The organism is Kribbella yunnanensis (assembly GCF_039529655.1).
GTDB classification, from domain to species: Bacteria; Actinomycetota; Actinomycetes; order Propionibacteriales; family Kribbellaceae; genus Kribbella; species Kribbella yunnanensis.
Window position 1 is genome coordinate 192395 of the sequence record NZ_BAAANF010000013.1, and the last position, 21748, is coordinate 214142.

Below are 21748 nucleotides of genomic sequence, written 5' to 3' on the forward strand. Positions count from 1 at the left end.
GGTGATGTGATCGAGATGACACGGGCGGACTTCGAGGTGCTGGTGGCCGAGGCGCTGGACGAGGTGCCGCCGGAGCTCGCGGCGTTGATCGACAACGTCGCGATCTTCGTGGAGGACGACCCGCCGCCGGGAGATCGCGAGCTGCTCGGAATCTACGAGGGGATCCCGCTGACGGAGCGCGGGCACTACTACGGCGGCGTACTGCCGGACCGGATCACGATCTACCGGAATCCGACCCTGCGGATCTGCGAGACGGTCGAGGACGTCGTGGATGAGGTGAACATCACGGTGGTGCACGAGATCGCGCACCACTTCGGGATCGACGACGCGCGCCTGCACGAATTGGGCTACGGGTAGGCCAAAGCCGCCGTACGGCGCGAACGTCGTACGGCGGTAACCAAGCAGCCTATGAGCGGCTGAAGAGCAGCTTCCAGGGCATCAGCGCCGACTCGAGTTGCACCCGCAGGCTCATCTTCGAGACACCCTCGGTGCGCTCCTCGAAGTGGATCGGCACCTCCGCGATCCGCAGGCCGCGCTTCACCGTGCGGTAGTTCATCTCGACCTGGAACGAGTACCCGTTGCTCTCGATCGAGCCGACGTCGATCCAGCGCAGCGTGTCGGCCTTCCAGGCCTTGAAACCGGCGGTGGCGTCCTTCACGTGCAGCCGCAGCAGGGCGTTCACGTAGAAGTTGGCCCAGGCCGACAGGGCCCGGCGGTGCCAGCCCCACTCCGCGGCCGCGGAGCCGCCCTCGACGTACCGGGAGCCGATCACGAGGCCGGCGTCGGTGGTCCGCAGGGTCTCCACCATCAGCGGGATGACCGAGGCGGGGTGCGAGAGGTCCGCGTCCATCTGGATGACGATGTCGGCGCCTTCGTTCAGCGCGCGGGTGATCCCGGCGATGTACGCGCGGCCGAGGCCGTCCTTGGTGGTGCGGTGCAGTACGCCGACCTTGTCCGGCGACTCCTTCGCCAGTTCGTCGGCGACGTCACCGGTACCGTCGGGGGAGTTGTCGTCGACAACCAGCAGTTCGAGCCCGGGCAGGTTCAGGTCGGACAGCAGCCCGGCCAGAACAGGCAGGTTCTCCCGCTCGTTGTAGGTCGGTACGACGATCACGATCTTGGCTAAGTCACCCATGCCATTCCTTCTTCGGGGATACCGGACGCTACCGCACCTAACGGTCGAGACCATGAACGCGGTACGCCGAAGGCCGGTGTTGCCACCGGCAACCCCCGGAAGTCAGAGCTCCGCGAGCGCCTCGGCAGCCGACGCGAAGATGCGGAATTGGCCACCCAGACCGGTGACGGCGAGCGGGCGATCGACCGGGCGACCGACGCCGACCAGGGCGAGCGTGATGTTGTGCCGGCCGGCCAGCGTGCGCGCTTCGACCAGGTTCCCGAGGCCGGCCGAGCTGAGGAACGTGACAGCCGAGACGTCGATCAGCACCAGCCTCGCCGGTGGAGCGACGGCGGCGCGGATCGATTCGGAAGCGAAGTCGGTGGTGGCGATGTCGATCTCGCCGGACAGGCGCACGAGCAGCACGCCCGGCTCCAGCTCTTCGGTGACCGCGTCGAACGTCGTTCTGATCATTTCGCCGTCCCGCGGCTCAGGCTGGCTTGTCACGCCGGTCTCTCCCCCGGGTAGTCCTGGCCGCCGGTCCGTCCTGGCGGGTTGTACTGCCCTGGGGCAACCGTATGCCCCGATGGCTTAACGTCACAACGCCTGCCCGACGGTTAACCCCGGAGCGTGACCACCCCGTTGTAAGCGCTACCAGAAAAGTCAAGCTCTGTAACGAGGACGCGGACTGTCCCCGCCGGATGGTAGACAAAGAACATGGGCGTACTCGACGGCAAGGCAGCTCTCGTCACCGGCGGTTCCCGAGGCATCGGTGCCGCGATCGTACGGCGTTTGGCGGCGGACGGCGCGGTCGTCACATTCACCTATTTGAATAGCGAGGCCAAAGCCGCCGATGTGGTCGCCGAGGTGAAGGCGGCCGGCGGTCAGGCGATCGCGGTGCAGTCCGACCAGGCCGACGTGTCCGCGGTGCCCGAGTTGTTCGAGCGAGCGCTTGAGCCGACCGGCACTCTGGACATCTTCGTCTGCAACGCGGCACTGGCGACCATCTCGCCGATTGCGGACGTCACCGAGCCCATGTACGACGAGTTGTTCGCGACCAACCTGCGTGGTCCGTTCTTCGCGATCCAGCGCGCGGGTGAGGTGTTGCCCGACGGCGGCCGGATCATCGCGCTCTCGACGCTCAACACGGCGATGCCGGTCCCGACCGTCGCCCTGTACGCCGCCAGCAAGGCCGGGCTGGAGCAGTTCGTGAAGATCGCCGCCCGCGAGTACGGCGCTCGTGGCATCACCGTCAACTCGGTCTCGCCGGGAGCCACCGCGACCGAGATGTTCTACGACAACAATCCGCCCGAGGTCCAGAACATGCTGGTCAGCGTGACCGCCCTGGCCCGGGTCGGTCAGCCGGTCGACATCGCCGACATCGTCGGTTTCCTGGCCGGCCCGGACAGCCGCTGGCTCACCGGCCAGAACCTCCGCGCCAGCGGCGGCATGCTGATATGACCGCCGCAACTCTCACCGCCGCCACGCTGCTCGCCGAGATCGACGAGGCCGCGGATCCCCAGGTCGCCGAGGTCCTCGAGCGCTATTTCCAGCTCCAGCCGGGCGGCTATGGGTACGGCGATCAGATGGCCGGCGTGAAGCTCTCGACGATCCGCGGACTGCTGAAGCCGTATGCCCGAGCCGCGATCCCGCTGGCGGATCTCGAGCAAGCCCTGACCAGCCCGATCCACGAGCACAGGCTGGCCATCCTCTGCCTGCTCGCCGACCGAGCCAGCATGGACAAAGGCAACGAGCGACCAGAGATCTACAACCTCTACCTCCGCAGCACGGCGTACATCAACAACTGGGATCTGGTCGACTGCAGCGCCTCCGAGATCGTCGGCGGTCACCTGCTCGACAAGCCACGGGACGTCCTGACGAATCTGGTCCACTCGGAGTCGCTCTGGGAGCGCCGCATCGCCCTCGTCGCGACCCACTGGTTCATCAGACGCGGTGAGAGCGAGGACATCTACCACCTCGCGCCCGAAGTCTTCGACGATCGCGAGGACCTGATCCACAAAGCGGCCGGCTGGATGCTGCGCGAGGCCGGCAAGCGGGTGTCCGAGGAGGAGCTCCGCGTCTTCCTCGACGAACGCGCACCGGCGATGCCCCGAACCATGCTCCGCTACGCCATCGAGCGACTGCCAGCCGACGTACGAGCGAGCTACCGCGCGCAGCGCTAACACTTCGGTCAGGCTCGAAAGGACTGCTTCACCCCGTACGGCGGATCTACGCTGGGCGGACCCGAGTTCTGAGAGGTCCGCCCCATGAAGCTCATCCGTTTGGCCCTGCTGGCGATTCTGGTCGCGGCCGGCCTGATCGCCGTACCGACGACGGCGATGGCCGCCGATCCGGTCTTCCAGATGCCGATCCCGTGCGGTCTGCGCTGGACGACGGCCACGCACAGCGGTCACAACCCCAAGGAGAAGCTCGACATGGTCGACCCGGGTGGGAACACCCGCGGTACGACGGTCCTCGCGGCCGCCGCCGGCCGGGTCAGCGTCTCGACCTTCGTGGCCGACGCCGGGAACATGATCGTGATCGACCATGCGGACGGCTGGCAGACCCGCTACCTGCACCTCGATCGCCGTGATGTTGCTGTCGGCAACGAGGTGGCTCAGGGCGCGCCGATCGGGCTGGTCGGCAACACGGGCAGCGCGACGACCGGGGCGCATCTGCACTTCGAGGAGAAGCAGAACGGCGTCGTCAAGCAGGTCATGTTCGACGGTCACCTGGTCCCGATCACGTGGAGCTACGGCGAGCACTTCGAGACCAGCGCGAACTGCAGCGGTCCCGGGGACAGCAAGTTCTGGGTCGACACCTTCGCCGACGCCCCCGGGTATGCGAGCCCGGGTGTCGAGCCCAGCACCGGCACCCTGAGGAAGGGCACGAGCTACGTCTACTGCCGGGTCGAGGGCCCGGTCGTCCGCGTCGGCGACAGCTACAACAAGTGGTGGCTGAAGACCGACCTGGACGTCGGCCCGGCCAACCAGTACGTCTCGGCGTACTACTTGTCGCGCTGGGGCAACGACGAGGCCAAGGACAACTCCGGCCGCGATATCAAGAACTGCACGTAGTAGACGAGGGCGGCGAGCACCAGGTACGCCGGGACGAGCAGCAGCACGTCCTGGCTGACCAGGCTCGCCGACCATCCGGAGTCACGCTTGGCGCCGTCAATGGTCAGCCGGTTCACCGTGAGGAAGGTCAGATGCGTTGCGACACTGGCCCACAGTGAACCGGTGGCCACGCGAGCGGCAATGAGCGTGAATCCGAAGATCGTCAGCAGGAACAGGTACGACGCGATGTCCTCGCCTGGAGGCGCGAAGCTCAGCGCCTGGGTGTTCTGCTCGAAGATGGTCCCGAGGATGAGTTGGACCGCCGATGAGATCCCCGGCACGAGCAGGAACAACGCGGTGGTCCCGACGGCAGCCAGCAGTCCGCGGTACCGCGATCGCAGCGCACTCCAGGTGTGACCACGCAGGCTGAGCTCCTCCGGCAGAGCCTCGAGCAGCAGCGCGATGATCGTGTTCGTCAGCAAGAACAACAGCACGCGATGCAGTTCGAATCGGCCCCAGGTGATCCACCCGGCGAGCGTTCCGGCGCCGAGGACGACGGCCGCGCTGCCGCCCGTCACCACCAGCCCGTTGAGAAGCCCGCGCGCCGCGTTCCGTAGTCCCAGCTCCTGGCGCCGCCGGAACGGCCGGATCAGCAGTACGGCGACCACCGCACACACCACCGCCGGCACGTACCGGTTGTGCACCGCCTCGGACACCGTGATCGAGCACCCCAGCGCAAACCCCATCGCGGCGGCTCCGAACGCCGCCCGCCACCACACGTTCACCCCGTACCTCCCCAGGTCGCTTGCCACCGACCATATCGCACGACCGTGTCAAAAAGATCACGCTTTGTCGACATATGGTCAGTGGGTGTGCGTGTACGGCGGTGCCTCCAGTGCGCAATGCCGGTGATGCAGGACCTGCACCGTACGGCGTTTGGTCCCGTCCCCGAGCGTGGTCCACGCAATGACCGCCCCGGCCACGGCGAGTACCGCGGAGATGATCAACGCCCGGTGAAAGCTATTGCTAAAGGCAACAGGATCCCGATACGACTCCCCGGTGATCCCCGCCGCCATCGGAATCGCGGCAACCGCCATCAATTGCGCCGACCGGGCAATCGCGTTGTTCACCCCCGACGCAATCCCGGCGTGATGATCCTCGACCGATGACAACACGGTCGCGGTCAACGGCGCGACCGTCGCAACCAGTCCAAGACCCAGTACGACGACCGCCGGCAGGACCGCGGTCACGTACTGCGAGCCAGGCGAGATCCGCAGCATCAGCAGGAATCCACCCGCCATCAGCAACGGCCCCACCGTCATCGGTATTCGGGCCCCGATCTTCTCCGCCAATCCACCCGCATAGCCCGACAGGGTGAACATCAACGCGGTCATCGGGAGCAACGCCGCCCCGGCCCACACTGCGGCGTACCCAAGAGCTGTCTGGAAGTAGACGACCACCAGGAATGTCGCCGTACCGAGGGCGCCGTAGACAACTACGGTCACCAGGTTCGCCCCGGTGAAGCGTCTGTTGGCGAAGATCCCAGGTGGCAGCATCGGGTGCGAACTGCGCCGCTCGACCTCGACGAAGATACCGAAGGCGATCAGGCCTACGGCCAGACTGGCGATCACCGACGCGTTGCCGAAGCCGCTCTCACCTGCGCGAATCAACCCGAAGGTGAAGCCGGCCAAGCCGATCGTGGCCAGGCCTGCGCCACCGAGGTCGAGTTTGCCGGCCATCGTTTCGTCGCGGGTCTCCGGCACATGCCGCATCGTGACGAGGATGGTGACCAGCGCGATCGGTGCGTTGATCAGGAAGATCAGCCGCCAGGAACCGCTGTCCACCAAGGTCCCGCCGACGAACGGCCCAACGGCCGCCGCGACCGAGGTGAGCCCCGACCACGTCCCGACCGCCTTGCCGCGATCACCTGGCGCAAAAGTCGTCTGCAAGATCGCGAGACTGCCCGGAGTCAGCAGCGCACCACCGATGCCCTGCAGAACGCGCCCGGCGATCATGACCTCGAGGTTTGGTGCGATCGTGCAGATCACCGACGCCACCGCGAACCAGGCCACGCCGATCACGTACATCCGCCGTCGTCCGAGCCGGTCGCCGAGTGAGCCGCTGAGCAGGATCAGCGACGCCAGCATCAGCATGTAGCCGTTGACGATCCACTGCAGACCGGCCATGTCCGCGCCGAGGTCCTTGCCCATCGCGGGCAACGCGACATTGACCACCGTGCCGTCGAGGAACGCCATCCCCGACCCGAGTGCCGTCGCCGCCAGCACCCACCGCGCTCGCGCGGTCCCCAATGCGATCCGTTCCTCCGCCATGAACTCACAGTAAGCGGCCCCGCCGACAAAACGACATCAGGGCAGGTCCAGTTGGATCACCACCAGAGCTTCGGCGACGGGAATGTCCGGCCGGATCGTCAGCGCAGGCGGATCGCCGACCGCGCAGCGGGTCTCCGGAAGCAACGGGCAGACCGCGTTCAACAGCCCAGCGGACACCGAAACCGTTGTCGGCAAGGTGCTCTCGGCGGGCATGATCAGCGGACGCAACGCGGCCGCGGCCCGCTCAGGTCGCTGCGGCGTACGGCGAACCGTCGTACCAGTCAGCCGATACGTCAACCGAATCTTCGTGGCGGCCGACGGCAGCGGCAGATCCCGAGTGGTCTCCACCGTGGTGGCCTCGAGCGGGATCTCGTGGTCATCGGCCAGCAACTGCAGGTCCGACGCGCGCGGCGCGGTCTTCGTCATCAACCCCGGCAACTGCTCCCCAGAGGTAGGAACCTGCAACTGCAGCACGTCGACCGGCGCAAACAGCATCACGTCTTCGACCATGTCGAACGACCCGTCAGTCCGCGGTACGGCGGTCAGCCGGATCCCCGGCGCGGTGACGCCGGGACCCGGCGTCTCGGGCGTTTCCGACTGACCCGGCGGTGGAATGGCCTCGGTATCGCCGACCTCTGGACTGGGCGGGACCGGTTCGGGCTCTCCGGAACAGCCGCCGAGCACCAGGATCAGCGCAGCCAAAACCAACGATCGTTTGCGATGTGGCATCACGCATCGCCCCCCAAGGAACCGAATCCGGTTGGGCGCGCTGCCTCTGGCGGGCCGAATCGGTTTGCGCTTACGATACGCCGCAATTCGCCGATATCGGCAAATGTGTGGGGACACTGTGAACGCGAACATCCAGGGGGCGAAATGTGGAAACGTAGCGTATCCGAACATCTCCGGGCGGTATTTTCGAGAATACCAGGTCCGGTAATTCTGGTGCTGGCGATCGTGGCGGCTCCGGCCGTCCTGGCGGTGCCGGCGCAGGGGGCTGCCGGAGGCAATGTCTACATCGTCCAGGGGCTGCCCGGGCGGAGTCTCGACATCAGCATCGACGGTCGTGAGGTGGCCACCAAGGTGGCGGCCGCCAAACTGATCGGCCCGCTCGGCGTCTCCGCCGGGCAGCGCACAATCACTGCGAAACAAGGCGGAAAGGTCGTCATCGAACGCAAAGTGACGGTCGCTTCCGGCGGAAGCCTGGACGTGGTGATCCACCAGCCGGCCTCCCCGGGCGGTGCGCCGGTGATCACGTCGTACAACAACAAGCTGAATGCGGTCCCGGCCGATAAGGCCGCGGTCCGGGTCGCGCACACCGCCGCGGTCGGCCCGGCCGACATCCGGGTGAACGGGCAGGTCCTGTTCGCGAATGTTGCGAACGGAGAATCACTCGACGTGGTCGTTCCGGCGGCCACTTACCGTGTCGAGATCGTGCCTGCCGGTGCAAAGTCACCTGTTGTTCTCGGTCCGTTGGCTTTGCCGCTGAAGGCCGGATATCTGACCCGGGTTTTCGCGGTCGGCGCACCGAGCCAGAAGACGATGACGGTCGCGGTCGGTGAGATCAAACTTCGCCCGACCGGATCCCCGAAGCCCAAGGTGGTCAACACCGGAGAGGGGCCCGACCAGACCGCAACGCTGGCCGGTGTCGCCCTGCTGCTTCTGCTGGCCACAGCGATCACTGTCAGAAGGGTCAAACGCCGCTGAGGAGGTTGCTGCTCGGGCTGCTGATGTGCTGCTGCGTGGGCCTGGAGGGGTGCGCCGCGCAGTCGGACGGAGCTGTGCCGAGCGCCGGGGTGGGCGGCGGAGCTCCGTCGTCCACCCCTCTCGAGATCACGCCCACGGGTAAAGTCCCACCAGGCCGCGTCGGTACGCTGGCACCCAGCCAGCGCATCCGATTCGTACCGACCGAGGTGGTGCTGCCCGGCGGTGCCCGCGCACCCGTCGTCCCGGCCGGCACGGTCAAGGACCAGTTGCAGGTGCCGTCCGGCGCGCAACGCGTCGGTTGGTGGGACGGCGGTGCCCAGGCCGGTGACCCGTTCGGCTCGATCGTCCTCGCCGGTCACGTCGACACCAAGACCGAGGGGCGCGGATTCTTCGCACGCCTACGACAAGCCGAGCCCGGCGAGTACGTCGTACTGCGTGGTGCCGGCCGAAGCGCGACGTACCGGGTTGTTTCGAAGGTCTCGGTCCCGAAGGACGCGTTGGCGACCCGCAGTGGTGCCTTCGATCAGACCGGTGATCATCGGCTCGTCCTGATCACCTGCACCGGCGCGTACGACGCCGACAACGGCGGCTACGAAGACAATCTGGTCGTCACCGCGACCGCAGTCGGCCTGGCGAAGTAGGTCATTCGCCAACGACCTGCCGATCCGGACTCGAGAACGCGATCACGAAGATCGCTTCGTCGTCACCGAGATTGCGCGCGTTGTGGACGCGGCCGGACGGGATGCTGATCGTGTCACCAGGCCCCATCCGGACAAGGGAGTCGTCCACGCTGTGCTCGATCGTCCCTTGCAGGACATGCAGAACCTCGTCGCAGTTCGGGTGATGGTGCCGAGGGTTCTGCTCACCAGGCCGGATGTAGCAGCGCCCGACCGTCATCGTCGTGGAGTTGCCCAAGGCGCCGGACACCATCCACTCCAGCCGTCCCCACGGCTGTTCCTCGATCATCATCGGTACCTCTCGTACAGGTCGAGAATCATCCGGACATCGGCCAATGTCCCTTTCTGCACTGGTTTTCCGGCCAGTACGCTCTCGCAGAAGTGCACGACTTCGGGGACATAGCCGAGGTAGAACAGGTTCTTGTTGTAGAGCTGTCCAAGCGAGAACTCCGGCTCCCAGTGCAACGGGGCGACCTCGTCATTGGCGATGAACGACGCCGATCGCCCGTACGGCAACTCGACGCCGCGCCGGTAATAGGTGAGCCGGACGCCGTTGTCCACCACGACGTGGGCGCCGTCGCCGATCACCTCGACCCGCTCCAGCGGTGCACCGGGTGCCGAACCGGCCGCGAGATGCAGCGACCCGATCGCTCCGGATTCGAACAGCAGGCTGGACACCGAGGCCCCGGTTCGCGGCTCCCATTCGTAACTGAGCCGCCGTACCGGCCCCATCAGATAGGTGAGGATCGCGGCCGGATGGAAGATGTGGTCGAGGAACCCGATCATCGCGACGTCGTCGGACCGATCGGCCGGCGCCGGCAGCGCCTGCGGATAACGCACCGCGATCGAACTGGCCGGTCCGAACGCAGGATCACGCAGGATCGCCGCCACCTTCTCGATCGCCGGAGTGAAGATCTTCTTCAGCCCGGTCATCACGATCAGCCCAGTCTCGTCGGCGACCGCCTGCAGGCGATCCAACTGCGTCATACCGGCCGCTGTCGGTTTCTCCATCCACACATGCGCTCCCGCGCGCAGACAGTCCTCGGCCAAGGCCGTCGCCTGTACGTCGCCGCTGTCCGTGTACGACGTGACGATGAAGACCGCGTCGGGTCGTTCGGCCGCCAGCATCGCGTGGTGATCGGCGTACGCCGTCGGTGCGCCGAAGCCGCGTGCGTATGTCTGGGCGCGGTCGAGGTCGACGTCGCAGATCGCGACGAGCTCGACCGGCGCGTACTGGAAGGCCGGGTAGACGTTGCGGTACGAATGCCCGCCGGCGCCGATGAACGCGCAGCGCAGCCGCTCGGCGTACTCGAACTGATAGGTGACGCTCATGGGGTCAACCCTGACCCGCCCGGTGCGATGATCTCCAGAGCCACCTCGCCGGAATTGGACCTCGAATGGACAGGATCACCACCGATCAGCTGACCCGCATGCTGGTAGGGACCGGTACGCCGACAGGTCCGCTCTACCGGCGGTTGAGCGAGGGTCTGGCGGAGCTGATCGATCGCGGCGAACTGCCGCCCGGCGCGGTCCTGCCGCCCGAACGAGCGCTCGCCGTGGCACTCACGATGAGCCGTACGACGGTCGTCGCGGCGTACCAGGAGTTGCAGGCCGGCGGTCTCGTCGAGCGGCGGCGCGGCAGCGGGACCAGGGTCCGGACGCACGCCCGGCATACCGTGTCGAGCCGGGAGTTGGCGGGTGATCACGCGGCGAGCCAGTTCCTCGACGGGCCGCCCGCGACCATCGACTTCATGACGGCCGCGCTGCCGAGCCTGGGGATCGTCGCCGACGTGGCCGCGAGCCTGACGCGGGACGACTACCTGCAGCTGACGACCACGCATCACGGCTACCACCTCAAGGGCCTGCCGTCGCTGCGCGAACGGATTGCGAGCTGGTACGGCGGATCGGACGACATCCTCATCACGGCGGGAGCCCAGCAGGCGCTGGAATTGGTCGGGCGTGGTTGCCTGCAGCCGGGTGACCGCGTGATCGTCGAGGACCCGACGTACCGGGGAGCGTTGGATGCCTTCGCGCGGACCGGCAGCAGACTGTGCACGGTCGCTCTGGACAGCGCCGGTCTCGATGTCGATGCGCTGGAAAAGCTGCTGGTGACGGAGGCGCCGCGACTCGTCTACGTGCAGGCGTCCGGTCACAACCCGACCGGTGTGGTGATGACAGCCGATCGCCGTCGCCGCCTCACCCGGCTACTCGATCGGTACGACTTCATCTTGGTCGACGACACTTCACTCGCCGGTACGGCGTTCGCGCCAACCCCCTCGACTTTGGGCACACACGAGCGGCTGCTGACGATCGGCTCGCTCAGCAAGGTGTTCTGGGGCGGTCTGCGCCTCGGCTGGATCCGCGGTGCGCCGCAAACAGTCGCGCGACTCGCCCAGGTGCGCGGGATCAGCGATCTCGGCAGCTCGCTGGTCGCTCAAGAGGTGGCCCGGCGGCTCTTCGATCACTACGAGGACGCCGTGGCCGAACGCCGTACGACGCTGCCGGTGCAGTTGCGCACGCTGACTGGTCTTCTGCAGCAGCACCTCCCCGACTGCACCTGGCAGGAGCCCGCGGCCGGGGCGTCGCTCTGGGTCCGCCTGCCGCACGGGACCGCCACGCAATGGAGCCAGCTGGCTCAACGGTACGGCGTCGCGCTGCTGCCCGGCGCGGTGTTCGGTTCGTCGGACGACCACACGCGGATCCCGTTCACGTTGCCCGTGGAAACGCTGCGCGCGGGTATCGAAAGGTTGAGTCGGGTAGCGACGGAAGTCGTCGGGTACCCCACTGATGCGGCCCGAGTGAACCCCTGATCCTGGCGGCGATCCGTTCCCACCGATGAGGGAGCGCGCCGAGCATTCCAGTCATGATCACTGCAACCGTGGCGGCCGTTGCCGCCCTGCTCAGCCTCGACGGCGTCTACCAGACCGACGGCTACAACGTTGCCGTTGCCATCAGCAACGGTACCGCGCAGTTCTACGACCTCACCAAGGTCAGCTGCGCACCCTCCGACATTGCCACCGAAGTCCGGCCTGGAGTCTTCGAATCCGAAGACTCCCGCTACCGGATCAGCCCGCACCGCCTCCAGGTCGACGGCAGCGTGGGAACGATCCGACTCCGTCCTCTACCTGCGTTGCCGGCGCGGTGTGCGGTTGAGACGCCCAGCGATCCACTGAGTGTCTTCGACGTCTTCTGGGCCTCGTACGCCGAGAACTACCCGGCCTTTCGCCTCAAGGGCGTGGACTGGCGCGCCGAACGAGCCCGCGTCCGCCCGCAGATCCATGCCGGCATCTCGGACGACCGGCTCTTCGAGCTGATGGCCGGCATGCTCGAACCACTCGGCGACGCCCACGTCGGCCTGCGCTCACCCGAGCACGCCTACAGCGGAGTCCGCCCCGGCACCGAACTCCCCTCCGACGAACTCGAAGCCCGAGCCCAGGCCCTGATCCACAAAGACCTCCGCGGCGCGAAACTGACGTCGTACGGAAGCATCCAATACGCCGACCTGCCCGGCCGGATCGGCTATCTCCGCATCACCAGCTTCGACGAGGATCTGGACGACGCCCTCGACACGATCTTCCGCAAACCCCTGCTAGGACTGATGATCGACCTGCGCGTGAACCCGGGCGGTTCGGATCCGTTCGGCCTGCGGTTGGCGTCGCGGCTCACGAACAAGCCGTACGTCGCCTATCGGAAGAGCACGCTGGTCACCGCACCGCAGTCGATTCGCGTCCACCCGAGCCGCAGGCCGTCGTACCGCGGACCGATCGCCGTACTGACCTCCGGTGCGACCGTCAGCGCGGCTGAGTCGACCACACTCGCGCTGGACGGCCGCAGTCCGCGCCCGATCCGGTACGGCGAGAGCACGCAGGGAGCGTTCTCGGACACGATGATCCGGACACTGCCGAACGGCTGGCTGATCGCCGTACCGGCTGAGCGGTATGTCAGCGCGAGCGGCCGGAACTACGAAGGCGTCGGTCTGCCGCCGCACCGCGCGACGCCTGCATTCGACTCCAGCACCTTCGAGGCGGCTCTGCGGGAGCTGCGGCGGTAGGCTCGGTGGGTGGCCAGGTATTTCGATGTGCATCCGGACAATCCCCAGAAGCGAGCGGTCGGCCAGGTCATGGACCTGGTCCGCGGCGGCGGGCTGATCGCCTACCCGACCGACTCGTGTTTCGCCCTCGGCTGCGCGCTGGGGAACAAGGACGGGATCGACCGGATCAGATCGATCCGGCAACTAGATGACAAGCACCACTTCACGCTGATGTGCCAGGACTTCGCCCAGCTCGGGCAGTTCGTGCACATCAGCAACGCCGTCTTCCGCTCGATCAAGGCGGCCACGCCGGGCAGCTACACGTTCATCCTGCCGGCCACCAAGGAAGTTCCGAAGCGGCTGCTGCACCCGAAGAAGAAGACGGTCGGCGTTCGGATCCCCGACCACGTGGTCACCCAGGCGCTCCTCGAGGAGCTCGGCGAGCCGATGCTGTCGAGCACGCTGCTGCTGCCCGGCCACGAGGAGCCGATGACCCAGGGCTGGGAGATCAAGGAAGAGCTCGACAACCAGGTCGACGGCGTCATCGACGGCGAGACCGGAGTCGAGCCGACCACCGTGATCGACTTCTCCGACGACGTCGCCGAGGTGGTCCGGGTGGGAGCCGGGGACCCGGCACCTTTCGAGTGAGGGCTTGCGCTCCAGGTAATTGATGCCGGATTGTGGCGAAGGACCGTAATTTAGTTTCTTCGACCGCCCCCGGAGGATCTCCCATGCGACGTCTCCTGGTCGTACTCCTCGCCCTGGCTCTCGCCCTCGTTCCGACCACCGCCAGCGCGTATGCGAACGCCTTCTTCCCGACTCAGAGCAGCGGCAACCGCGGCGCCGACGTACTGGCGATCCAGTACCTGCTGCAGCACAACGGCCACAGCGCCCCGGCCGACGGCGTCTTCGGCGCATCCACAGTCGACGCGGCCAAAGCCTTCCAGACCGCCAAGGGCCTTGGCGCCGACGGAATCGTCGGTCCGCAGACCTGGGCCGCGCTCGCCCCGACCATCCGCTCCGGCGACAACAACGCGGCCGTCAAGGCACTCCAGGTCGAGCTGAACGCCAAGCGCCGCCTCAGCCTCCCGGTCGACGGCGTCTTCAGTACGGCGGTCCGCGACGCAGTCGCCGCCTTCCAGACCCACGCCGGGATCGGCTCGGACGGAATCGTCGGCCCGATCACCTGGCGCAACCTCGCCTGGCACTACGACTACCCGGACTTCACCGCAAACCTCTGCGACCAGGACCCCGACGGCAACGGTACGGCGGCCAACTGGGCCACCTCGGCCGCAGTAGCGCAGCTCGAACAGGCCGCCCGCTCCTTCGCATCCACCGGCCAAGGCAAGGTCCCGTACGGCGACGCCGGCTACGAGCACGGTGGTGACATCCCCGGCCACGGCAGCCACGAGGTCGGCCTGGACATCGACATCTGGCCGATCCGCACCGACAACGGCCAATGCACCGCGGGCCGCATCACCTGGCAATCCACCACCTATGACCGCGCCGCCACCCGCCAGTTGGTGCAGGCAATCCGCGCCGCCGCCCCCGGCCACGTCCGCATCATCTTCTTCAACGACCCCACCCTGATCAACGAAGGCCTCACCACCGAGTGGCCGGCCCACGACAACCACCTCCACGTCCGCTTCTGCGAAAAGGTCCACCCCAACTCCCTGTACACCTGCTGACTGTCGCTAGGGACACGTAGTGGTGGCACGCGATGCCGTTCGCGCGGCTGACTTCGGCGGGCGCCGCCGGCTACGTAGATGGCTACTACATGTCCTTGCCGACACATTGCAGGAAGCGCAACTTCCTCCAGGAGGGGTTGCTTGGCAGATATCCGGAGGTGATCGGCGAGTGTGGGGAGTGGGAGGTCGAGTGTGATCTCCGTGTCGTTGTCCATCGTTTACCGGCGGCTTTCTCCCCACAGTCAGCGAGGGGATGCTGTTGGTGGCGCGTCGAGCGAAGCCACCCTGCCGAATGGGTGAGCCGGGGAGGGGGCGGACCGTCGAACTCTGGGTGGGCTGCTGGGTTCACGCTTGGCGCGGCTGCCTGGATCGGCTGGGGAGCGGGTTGGTGAGTGGGGCAGGTCCACCCCAACTCTCTCTGTACCTGCTGAGCCGTCGCTCCAAGAACAGGACGTATAGGTATGCGACGGCGGTCGCGCGGGTGGCTGCCTGCGGGCGTGGAGGTCTACGTATACGAGTACCTCCTGTTGTTGTGCAGGCGGCGAGGTAGAAAGGGGGTGTGACGGAGACCTTGGATTTGATGCCTGATGAACTGCTGACTACTACGCGGACCGTCCGGAAGCGGCTGGACTTGGACCGGCCAGTCCCGTTGGAGCTGGTTCGGGAGTGTATTGAGGTGGCGGTGCAGGCGCCTTCGGGGAGTAATCGGCAGACGTGGCACTGGATGGTTGTTACGGATGTGGAGAAGCGGGCCGCTATTGGGGAGTACTACCGGTTGGCGGTTGAGCAGTACTTGGCGAGCGAGGGGGCCGCGGGGAAGTTGCACGCGGATGATCCTGAGCGGGGGCCGGTGCAGCGGCGGGTTGGGGACAGCGTGGCTTATCTGGGGGAGCGGATGGGGCAGGTGCCTGTGCTGGTGATCCCGTGCCTCACGGTGAGTAAGTTGCCGGCGGGGAATCAGTCTGGGACTTGGGGGTCGATCTTGCCGGCGGCCTGGAGTTACTGCTTGGCGGCTCGGGCCCGGGGGCTTGGTACGGCGTGGACGACGCTGCACATGGTTTATGAGAAGGAGATTCAGGAGCTGCTCGGACTGCCGGAGGAGATCCGGCAGTCCGTGCTGCTTCCGACCGCTTACTACACGGGTGACACGTTCAAGCCTGCCGCGCGGCAGTCACTCGACGATGTCATCCACGTGGACACGTTCTAGCTCACTTCGAGTTCGGCGAGTTGCATTCGGTAGCTGCCCTCGCCCTCTGGTCGCAGCTCGGTTCCGCGGATCTGTACGTAGCGGGCTGTGGTGGTTGGGAAGGTATGGGTCACGGCGCCGGAGCCTGGCTGCGGTACGTCGTTCGCTGTGGCGACCGGCGTGAAGTTGACCCCGTCTGTGGACGTTTCGACGACGTAGTCGACCGGGAACATGGCGCCCGTGTTGGAGCCGTCGGAGCGTGCGTACAGGTCGACCTTGCCGATGCGTGAGGGGCCGCCGAGGTCTACGCGGACCCACTGGGGGGAGTTGGCGGGGACGGCGTCGCTCGTCCAGCCCATGGAGTTCCACAGTCGGGATTGGCGGGCGCCGTCGGTCAGGTTGGCTCGCAGCCAGCCTTCGCCAACGAACTCCGAGGAGGTCGACGAGGTCACTGGTCGCCCGGCGGCGAAGTTGCCGCCGGCAACCTCGACTTCGGCCAGTTGCATTCGGTAGGTGCCGAAGGGGTCCTGGGCCAACCGACGACCGATCACCTGTATGTAGCGCACGCTGCGAGCTGGGAAGTCGAAGGACTGTACGCCGTTAGGCCTGGCCTGGCCGGCTCGTGTGCCGATGGTGCTCCACGACGATCCGTCCGTCGAAACCTGTACGTCGTAGTCGATCGGGAAGCCGATTCCCGCGTTGGCCCCGTCCGCTCGCGGATACAGGTCCACTCGGCCGAGTGAGCGGGCAGTGCCGAGATCGACCTTGAACGTTTGCTGGTCGGTTGCGCTCGCCGCAGCCGCAGAGGTCCACCCCATCGAGCTGGCGTCCGACGTACGGCGTCCGTCGACGGCTGCGATCGCGCGCCAGCCGTCGCTGTCGTACGTCGACGAGACCGAAACCGCACCGCCCTCGGCCGGGTTGACGTCCGGGTTGAGCCGGACGTTGTCGAAGGCCACGTTCACGCCACCACTCGCCAGCCCGATCCCGCCAGCAGTAAACCCGGAGTCAGTCACTGTCAGCACCGGCGTGGCGCCAGTCCCGGCGTACACGGTGATCTTGTTGCCGCGCGCAACCACGCGCAGGCGGTTGAACTGGCCGGGCGCATACCCGACCGCCTGCGCCTTGCCGAGCGTCGTACCGGACTTGAAGACGAAGACCTCGCCGTTGTTGCGCTGGGCCACGAGATAGCCGCTCTCGAAGTCGGTCGGGTTCAGGTTGCGAACCACCAGCCCGGCCCAGTTCGTGTTGCCACCATTCGAATTCACGCCGCGAATCTGCAGGTCCACGCTGGCCGACACATCGCCGTACGCGCGTCCCTCGAGACCGGCAACGTGGTTCCAACCACCGGTGTCCGTCTGCACCAAAGCTCCACCCGAAACAGACCACGACCCGGCGTTCGACTGCCACGACTGCGATCCGGCGCTGAAGTCATCGGCGTACGGATACACCTGGTCCGGCCCGCCAGATGCCAAGGCATCCAAGACCTGACGATGTACGGCGTCCGCCGCGACCCCCGACTTGTCCAGCGTGAACGAGTTCGTCAGCAGCGAGTTGGCCAACGCGCGAGCGAGCACCGGCTTGGTCGCGGCCAACTGCGTGAACAGCTCGTAGTCCTCGACCCCGTCCAGTTGCGCCTCACTCCGGATGCTGTCGTAGACGTCGTACGCCGGCGCGTTCGGCCGGACGATGAAGTTGTCGCCGTTCTGCGCCCCGTCGAAGGTGTCGAACTTCTGGCCCAAGGTGCCGAACCAGTAGTTCCAGCCCCAGTGCAGATAGCCAACCGCGTTCGCCTTCCAGGCCAGCATCGGCGTCAGCCGGGTCTTGACCAGGTGTGACATCAGGAACCGGTTCAGGTACGGACCGCGCGGCCCGATGCAGTTGTAGATCCACAACTCGTTACCAGCAAGGCGTTTGGTCTGGAAGTGCCCGACGTTGTTCTCGTACAGATCGAGGATCGGCGTGTTCGCGGTGACGGTCGCGGTCGGGTTCTGGATGGCCAGTTCGGCCTCGTTCAGCTTCGGGTTCGGGAAGTACTTGCGGTAGATCTCGTACATCCAGTTCGCGGCGTTGGTGTCCTCGGTCCGCGTCGTCTCGTCGTTCGCGCTCATGTAGAAGATGTCGGTCAGACCCTTGGCGTCCAGGTGCTGCTTGAGTGCCGGGAACAGCTTGTTCAGGTACGCCGTCCCCTCCGCGGAACCCGAGTTGACCGGGACCATCTGCGTGGAGCCGTTCGCGGCACGCTTGAGCATCTCCAGCCGGTTCGGCAACCCGGCCCCAGGGTCGCTGGTCATCAGCAAGTGCGGCGTGTGGATCCACTGCAGCGCACCGGCATCCTTATAGATCTGGATGAACCGGTCGAACGCCTCCCAGCCGAACGTATAGTTGCCAGCAGCATCGATTGTGGTATGAGGGATGAGCAGCGCCTGGAAGTCCGCGAAGACGACGTTGTTGCGGTGCCGGGCGTGGTTGCGAGCCATCGCCTCGATCACCCGCCACCAGTTCTCGTCGAACATCTGCACGTTGTACTGCAGCGGAATCGCCTGGATCGTCCCCGTGTAGTCCCAGCCTGCCGAGGTAGTCCAGTTGTTCAGCTTGAACGTCGATTGGTTCGTCGGCGGCAGAGTGGCCGACGCGACGGTCAGCCGAACCGGTACGACGGTATTCCCCGCGCTGCTCTGGACTGTCGCCGTACCGGTGTAGACGCCGGGTGTCGCGCCGGTGGGCACGCGCACGCTGTAGTGGTACGGCTGGGTGACGTTGGCGGCCAGGGTCCGCGGAGTGTTCTCGACGAGCGCGTCGTAGTACTGCGAACCGGTGCCTTCGCGTTCGGCGTCCGGGGCCTGGAAGACGTTCGGGTGCAGATACTCGCGACGGACCGTGATGTCCGAGAGGGTCGCACCGCCCGGACCAGTCAGGTTGCTCGCCAAGACCGAGACTCCAGCCGTGGACGCAGTCGGACGGACCGCGATCTGGGCGGCCTCGGTCTCGTTGCGGGCGGCGTACAGGTCGATCGAGGTCGGGGCGCCGGCCGGCCGGGTGGCATAGGGGAAGAGGCGGTCGGACGAGTTGTGGGTCCAGACCGGTGGCGGCGCCGCCTGAGCCGGCAGCGGTAGCAGCGCGGTCAGGACGACGGTGGAGAGGGCAACGGCAATTTTGCGCATTCATGTCCTCCGGGCGGCAAGGAAGGTCAGAACTACGCAAGCAGTCTCGGTCGCGCCCTATACCCGGTCAAGGCAGGACAGCTGGCCGGAATCGGTCAGGTCTCTTGACCGCTCGGCCGCGAGGCGGCCATCTCCTGGATGGTTAGACCACTCAGCACCGACCGCGGCTCGGAAACAGTCAGATCGCGCGAAGGATCGGCGTCGTCATCGCGGACCTTCACCAGCAGCCAGTCCTCGCCGGTCCGCGTGAAGGCCCACGCCCCCGAGAGCTTCACCCCGTGCAACCGCACCTTCAGATGACCGTTCGAGATCGCGTCGGCGGCACTGCCCGGGGTCAGGTTCGTGTAGACGCCGGCATCCCAGACGATGACGGCGCCGCTCCCGTACTTGCTGTCCGCGTGCACGCCCTCGTACGACGCGTACTCCAGATCGTGATCGGTGGTGAAGACAGCGAGCCGCTTCACCACCGGATCCAGGGACGGCCCACGCGGGACCGCCCACGATTTGAGGACGCCGTCGACCTCCAGCCGGACGTCGTAGTGCAGTCTTCGAGCGTCGTGCAGCTGCACTACGAAGATCGGCCGGTGGCTCAAGCGGCGGCTGCCGCAGGGGGTTCGAGCCGGTCGCGGAGCCGCTCGAGAATGCCCCGGAGAAGTCGGGAGACCTGCATCTGGCTCACCCCGATCTCGGCGCCGATGTCCGCCTGGGTCTGCCCCTCGACGAACCGTAGTTCCAGAATTCTACGCTCGCGCGGCTTCAGCATGGTCAGGGCAGGCGCCAGTACGGCGACCGCTTCGGTCTGCTCGAACGCCGTGTCCTCGTCGGCGATCGTCTCGCCGAGCCGGGTCGCGGAATCGCCGTCCAGCGGACGGTCCAGGGAGAGCACGGAGAAGCAGCCGTCGGCCGCGATCGCGTCTTCCACTTCGTTGACTTCGGCCCCTATTTCGGCGGCGAGCTCGGCCTGCGTCGGTTCCCGGTGCAGGTCCTGGATGAGCTGCGGGCGGACCGAGGCGATCGAGCCCTGCAGCTCCTGCAGCCGGCGCGGGATCCGGACCGTCCAGGAGCAGTCCCGGAAGTACCGTTTCACCTCGCCGCGGATGGTCGGGACGGCGTACGCGAGGAACGGCGTACCCGTCGAGGGATCGAAACTTCGGGCGGCCTTGACCAGGCCGAGGTAGGCGACCTGGTCCAGATCGTCGGCCTCGACACCGCGGTTGCGGAACCGCGACGCGATGCTGTGGGCGACGCCCAGATGCAGCTCGATCGCCTGATCGAGAAGTTGTTGACGTAAGTCTTCGTCGGTGCTGGCGGCCCGGCGGCTGAGCAGGGCCTGCGCCTCGCTGTCGCGCTGATCTGCACGATGCCGGGCGGAGCTGGTGGTGACTGCGGTGGTGTTCATGTTCTGACCTCGCGACGTGAGTCACGGCGCGGCACATGTCTGGACCACGGTCAGGACCTTGCACCTCATTCCTACCCCACTCGGGCCCCGTTATGCATCCTCTCGGCGGTTACCGCCTCAGGTTCGTGATCAATCCGAGTTATCGCTAACGCGGCGTCACAATGCGGTTGTAGTCTTGTCGCTGCCACCACCGATCTCCGCCCCTGTCACGAAGTCAGGTCGCTATGCCTCTCGCCTCTTCCCCGGCCAAAGGTTCCTCCGCACCTACCGACGCCGCCACGACCGGTGACGTCCAGATCCATGTCGGTGGCCGTTGGGTCGCCGGTCACGAGCTCGGCCGCCGCGCCAACGAGGTCCTGGTCTCCCACCACGGGCACCTGGTCTGGGTCGACCGCGAGGCGGTCCGTCCCGCGGAGTGACAGACTGCCGGAGTGGAACTGCGGCAGCTGGAATACTTCGTGGCGGTGGCGCACGAGCGCAGCTTCACCTTGGCTGCCCGCCGGCTGCATGTCGTCCAAAGCGCAGTGAGTGCTGCGATTGCGGCCCTTGAACGGGACTTGAAGGTCACCCTCTTCGAGCGGAACGCGCAGCGCGTGGTCCTGACCGAAGCCGGTACGGCGTTGCTGCCGGAGGCGCTTGCGGTGATGGACGCGGTGCAGGGTGCCCGGGATGTCGTCGACGAGCTCGGAGCCGGCCTGCGTGGATCGGTGCGAGTCGGACTGCTACCGGGATTGGGGTTGATCGATTTGCCGGCCGCGGCGGCCGAATTCCGGCGCCGCTATCCGAATGTCGAATTGCAACTCAGAGTGAACGCCGAAGGATCCGCCGGGATCATGGTCGCGTTGCGTAATGGCGATATCGATATCGGTTTCCTCGGCGTACCGCAGGGCAGTGTGCCGCGCGAGTTGACCACTTGGGAGCTGCTCCGGGTGCCGCAGGTGCTGGCCGTCCCGGTCGGGCACCGCTTGGCACGGCGGCGATCCGTCCGGGTAGCGGACCTCGCGGACGAGGAGTTCGTCGACTTCCCGCCGGGATTCGGGACGCGGACGCTGATCGACCAGACCTTCGAGGCGGCCGGGATCGAGCGCCAGGTGGTCGTCGAAGCGCTTGGTATCGAGAACGGGGTTCAGTTTCTGGCGCAGGGCGTCGGCCTCGGGATCCTGCCTGAGTACGCCGTCTCCGGGCTCGATGCGGTCCGCGTCGTACCGATTGTGGACGAGACGTTCCAGTGGTCGCTCTACATGGCGACCCTGCGGAAGCGGAAACCGACGGCCGCGCTCAGGGCGCTGCTCGGTCTGGTGAGCACGCATCTCAAGCAGCCGCCGGGGACTTCGCTGGGTGCGGAGATGCATCAACAGGATTGATCCTGCCATCGACTTGAGTCGTTGGACTTGATCCAT

The 21748-nt window shown here is 66.5% G+C and carries 23 protein-coding genes; 13 read left to right on the plus strand and 10 right to left on the minus strand.

Going from position 1 to position 21748, the window contains the following annotated elements; translation table 11 throughout:
- Positions 1–6: 6 nt before the first annotated feature.
- On the plus strand, positions 7–357 hold the full coding sequence (locus tag ABD231_RS18815; protein WP_344153182.1) for a metallopeptidase family protein: 351 nt from the start codon (positions 7–9) through the stop codon (positions 355–357).
- Positions 358–406: 49 nt separating this feature from the next.
- Here the strand turns inward: ABD231_RS18815 and ABD231_RS18820 are convergent, their stop codons facing one another.
- Positions 407–1135 (minus strand): polyprenol monophosphomannose synthase, encoded by a 729-nt coding sequence (locus ABD231_RS18820; protein WP_344153185.1) that lies wholly within the window; start codon positions 1133–1135, stop codon positions 407–409.
- A gap of 102 nt (positions 1136–1237) precedes the next feature.
- A complete protein-coding gene (locus tag ABD231_RS18825; protein WP_344153188.1) occupies positions 1238–1588 on the minus strand; it encodes an STAS domain-containing protein in 351 nt (116 codons plus the stop codon).
- A 243-nt stretch (positions 1589–1831) separates the two neighbouring features.
- On the opposite strand from ABD231_RS18825, the gene ABD231_RS18830 reads away from it, so the two are divergent.
- From ABD231_RS18830 to ABD231_RS18840, 3 genes are all read left to right on the plus strand, one after another.
- Positions 1832–2575 carry an SDR family oxidoreductase gene (locus ABD231_RS18830; protein WP_344153191.1) on the plus strand — a complete coding sequence of 248 codons (744 nt, stop codon included), beginning with the start codon at positions 1832–1834 and terminating at the stop codon, positions 2573–2575.
- On the plus strand, positions 2572–3297 hold the full coding sequence (locus ABD231_RS18835; RefSeq protein ID WP_344153194.1) for a DNA alkylation repair protein: 726 nt from the start codon (positions 2572–2574) through the stop codon (positions 3295–3297). The genes ABD231_RS18830 and ABD231_RS18835 overlap by 4 nt, the downstream gene beginning before the upstream one ends.
- Before the next feature lie 84 nt (positions 3298–3381).
- On the plus strand, positions 3382–4191 hold the full coding sequence (locus ABD231_RS18840) for a M23 family metallopeptidase (protein WP_344153197.1): 810 nt from the start codon (positions 3382–3384) through the stop codon (positions 4189–4191).
- Here the strand turns inward: ABD231_RS18840 and ABD231_RS18845 are convergent.
- The 3 genes from ABD231_RS18845 to ABD231_RS18855 form a co-directional block, all read right to left on the minus strand.
- Positions 4122–4955 carry a CPBP family glutamic-type intramembrane protease gene (locus tag ABD231_RS18845; RefSeq protein WP_344153200.1) on the minus strand — a complete coding sequence of 278 codons (834 nt, stop codon included), beginning with the start codon at positions 4953–4955 and terminating at the stop codon, positions 4122–4124. The genes ABD231_RS18840 and ABD231_RS18845 overlap by 70 nt on opposite strands.
- Positions 4956–5033: 78 nt before the next feature.
- Positions 5034–6500, minus strand: coding sequence for an MFS transporter (locus tag ABD231_RS18850; RefSeq protein ID WP_344153203.1), 1467 nt, complete (start codon positions 6498–6500; stop codon positions 5034–5036).
- A gap of 36 nt (positions 6501–6536) precedes the next feature.
- On the minus strand, positions 6537–7202 hold the full coding sequence (locus ABD231_RS18855; RefSeq protein ID WP_344153206.1) for a hypothetical protein: 666 nt from the start codon (positions 7200–7202) through the stop codon (positions 6537–6539).
- A gap of 240 nt (positions 7203–7442) precedes the next feature.
- Between ABD231_RS18855 and ABD231_RS18860 the strand changes: the two genes are divergently transcribed.
- Positions 7443–8204, plus strand: coding sequence for a DUF4397 domain-containing protein (locus tag ABD231_RS18860; RefSeq protein ID WP_344153209.1), 762 nt, complete (start codon positions 7443–7445; stop codon positions 8202–8204).
- Positions 8205–8413: 209 nt separating this feature from the next.
- Positions 8414–8845 carry a class F sortase gene (locus ABD231_RS18865; RefSeq protein ID WP_344153211.1) on the plus strand — a complete coding sequence of 144 codons (432 nt, stop codon included), beginning with the start codon at positions 8414–8416 and terminating at the stop codon, positions 8843–8845.
- 1 nt (position 8846) lies between these two features.
- Here ABD231_RS18865 and ABD231_RS18870 read toward each other — a convergent pair whose 3' ends face one another.
- The gene (locus tag ABD231_RS18870; protein ID WP_344153214.1) at positions 8847–9173 is read right to left on the minus strand and encodes a cupin domain-containing protein; all 327 of its coding nucleotides are present in this window, start codon (positions 9171–9173) and stop codon (positions 8847–8849) included.
- A complete protein-coding gene (locus ABD231_RS18875) occupies positions 9170–10213 on the minus strand; it encodes a Gfo/Idh/MocA family protein (RefSeq protein ID WP_344153217.1) in 1044 nt (347 codons plus the stop codon). The genes ABD231_RS18870 and ABD231_RS18875 overlap by 4 nt, the downstream gene beginning before the upstream one ends.
- Positions 10214–10278: 65 nt before the next feature.
- On the opposite strand from ABD231_RS18875, the gene ABD231_RS18880 reads away from it, so the two are divergent.
- The 5 genes from ABD231_RS18880 (at position 10279) to ABD231_RS18900 (ending at position 15806) form a co-directional block, all read left to right on the plus strand.
- The gene (locus ABD231_RS18880; RefSeq protein WP_344153220.1) at positions 10279–11691 is read left to right on the plus strand and encodes an aminotransferase-like domain-containing protein; all 1413 of its coding nucleotides are present in this window, start codon (positions 10279–10281) and stop codon (positions 11689–11691) included.
- Positions 11692–11744: 53 nt separating this feature from the next.
- A complete protein-coding gene (locus tag ABD231_RS18885) occupies positions 11745–12932 on the plus strand; it encodes a S41 family peptidase (RefSeq protein WP_344153223.1) in 1188 nt (395 codons plus the stop codon).
- Positions 12933–12941: 9 nt separating this feature from the next.
- The gene (locus ABD231_RS18890) at positions 12942–13559 is read left to right on the plus strand and encodes an L-threonylcarbamoyladenylate synthase (protein ID WP_344153226.1); all 618 of its coding nucleotides are present in this window, start codon (positions 12942–12944) and stop codon (positions 13557–13559) included.
- A gap of 83 nt (positions 13560–13642) precedes the next feature.
- Entirely contained in the window at positions 13643–14599 is a 957-nt protein-coding gene (locus ABD231_RS18895) for a penicillin-insensitive murein endopeptidase (RefSeq protein ID WP_344153229.1), read from the plus strand.
- Between the two features lie 580 nt (positions 14600–15179).
- The gene (locus ABD231_RS18900) at positions 15180–15806 is read left to right on the plus strand and encodes a nitroreductase family protein (protein ID WP_344153232.1); all 627 of its coding nucleotides are present in this window, start codon (positions 15180–15182) and stop codon (positions 15804–15806) included.
- Here ABD231_RS18900 and ABD231_RS18905 read toward each other — a convergent pair.
- The 3 genes from ABD231_RS18905 to ABD231_RS18915 form a co-directional block, all read right to left on the minus strand.
- Complete coding sequence (locus ABD231_RS18905; RefSeq protein ID WP_344153235.1) at positions 15803–18949, minus strand: glycoside hydrolase domain-containing protein; 3147 nt, start codon at positions 18947–18949, stop codon at positions 15803–15805. The genes ABD231_RS18900 and ABD231_RS18905 overlap by 4 nt on opposite strands.
- A 95-nt stretch (positions 18950–19044) precedes the next feature.
- Positions 19045–19518, minus strand: a complete 474-nt coding sequence (locus ABD231_RS18910; protein WP_344153237.1) for a DNA polymerase ligase N-terminal domain-containing protein — start codon at positions 19516–19518, stop codon at positions 19045–19047.
- A gap of 20 nt (positions 19519–19538) precedes the next feature.
- Positions 19539–20348, minus strand: a complete 810-nt coding sequence (locus ABD231_RS18915) for a SigB/SigF/SigG family RNA polymerase sigma factor (RefSeq protein WP_344153240.1) — start codon at positions 20346–20348, stop codon at positions 19539–19541.
- A 224-nt stretch (positions 20349–20572) separates the two neighbouring features.
- Here ABD231_RS18915 and ABD231_RS18920 point away from each other — a divergent pair, with 224 nt between their 5' ends.
- Both ABD231_RS18920 and ABD231_RS18925 read left to right on the plus strand, forming a co-directional pair.
- Positions 20573–20767, plus strand: coding sequence for a hypothetical protein (locus tag ABD231_RS18920; RefSeq protein WP_344153243.1), 195 nt, complete (start codon positions 20573–20575; stop codon positions 20765–20767).
- A 12-nt stretch (positions 20768–20779) separates the two neighbouring features.
- Complete coding sequence (locus ABD231_RS18925; RefSeq protein WP_344153246.1) at positions 20780–21712, plus strand: LysR family transcriptional regulator; 933 nt, start codon at positions 20780–20782, stop codon at positions 21710–21712.
- The last annotated feature ends 36 nt before the right edge of the window (positions 21713–21748 follow it).

Excerpts from the sequence above, each read along its gene's own strand:
- ABD231_RS18870 (WP_344153214.1), bottom strand. The coding sequence starts at position 9,173 with ATGATGATCGAGGAACAGCCGTGGGGACGGCTGGAGTGGATGGTGTCC.
- ABD231_RS18820 (WP_344153185.1), bottom strand. The coding sequence starts at position 1,135 with ATGGGTGACTTAGCCAAGATCGTGATCGTCGTACCGACCTACAACGAG.
- ABD231_RS18900 (WP_344153232.1), top strand. The coding sequence starts at position 15,180 with ATGCCTGATGAACTGCTGACTACTACGCGGACCGTCCGGAAGCGGCTG.
- ABD231_RS18825 (WP_344153188.1), bottom strand. The coding sequence starts at position 1,588 with ATGATCAGAACGACGTTCGACGCGGTCACCGAAGAGCTGGAGCCGGGC.
- ABD231_RS18895 (WP_344153229.1), top strand. The coding sequence starts at position 13,643 with ATGCGACGTCTCCTGGTCGTACTCCTCGCCCTGGCTCTCGCCCTCGTT.
- ABD231_RS18830 (WP_344153191.1), top strand. The coding sequence starts at position 1,832 with ATGGGCGTACTCGACGGCAAGGCAGCTCTCGTCACCGGCGGTTCCCGA.
- ABD231_RS18920 (WP_344153243.1), top strand. The coding sequence starts at position 20,573 with ATGCCTCTCGCCTCTTCCCCGGCCAAAGGTTCCTCCGCACCTACCGAC.
- ABD231_RS18880 (WP_344153220.1), top strand. The coding sequence starts at position 10,279 with ATGGACAGGATCACCACCGATCAGCTGACCCGCATGCTGGTAGGGACC.
- ABD231_RS18915 (WP_344153240.1), bottom strand. The coding sequence starts at position 20,348 with ATGAACACCACCGCAGTCACCACCAGCTCCGCCCGGCATCGTGCAGAT.
- ABD231_RS18905 (WP_344153235.1), bottom strand. The coding sequence starts at position 18,949 with ATGCGCAAAATTGCCGTTGCCCTCTCCACCGTCGTCCTGACCGCGCTG.
- ABD231_RS18875 (WP_344153217.1), bottom strand. The coding sequence starts at position 10,213 with ATGAGCGTCACCTATCAGTTCGAGTACGCCGAGCGGCTGCGCTGCGCG.
- ABD231_RS18840 (WP_344153197.1), top strand. The coding sequence starts at position 3,382 with ATGAAGCTCATCCGTTTGGCCCTGCTGGCGATTCTGGTCGCGGCCGGC.
- ABD231_RS18850 (WP_344153203.1), bottom strand. The coding sequence starts at position 6,500 with ATGGCGGAGGAACGGATCGCATTGGGGACCGCGCGAGCGCGGTGGGTG.
- ABD231_RS18885 (WP_344153223.1), top strand. The coding sequence starts at position 11,745 with ATGATCACTGCAACCGTGGCGGCCGTTGCCGCCCTGCTCAGCCTCGAC.
- ABD231_RS18835 (WP_344153194.1), top strand. The coding sequence starts at position 2,572 with ATGACCGCCGCAACTCTCACCGCCGCCACGCTGCTCGCCGAGATCGAC.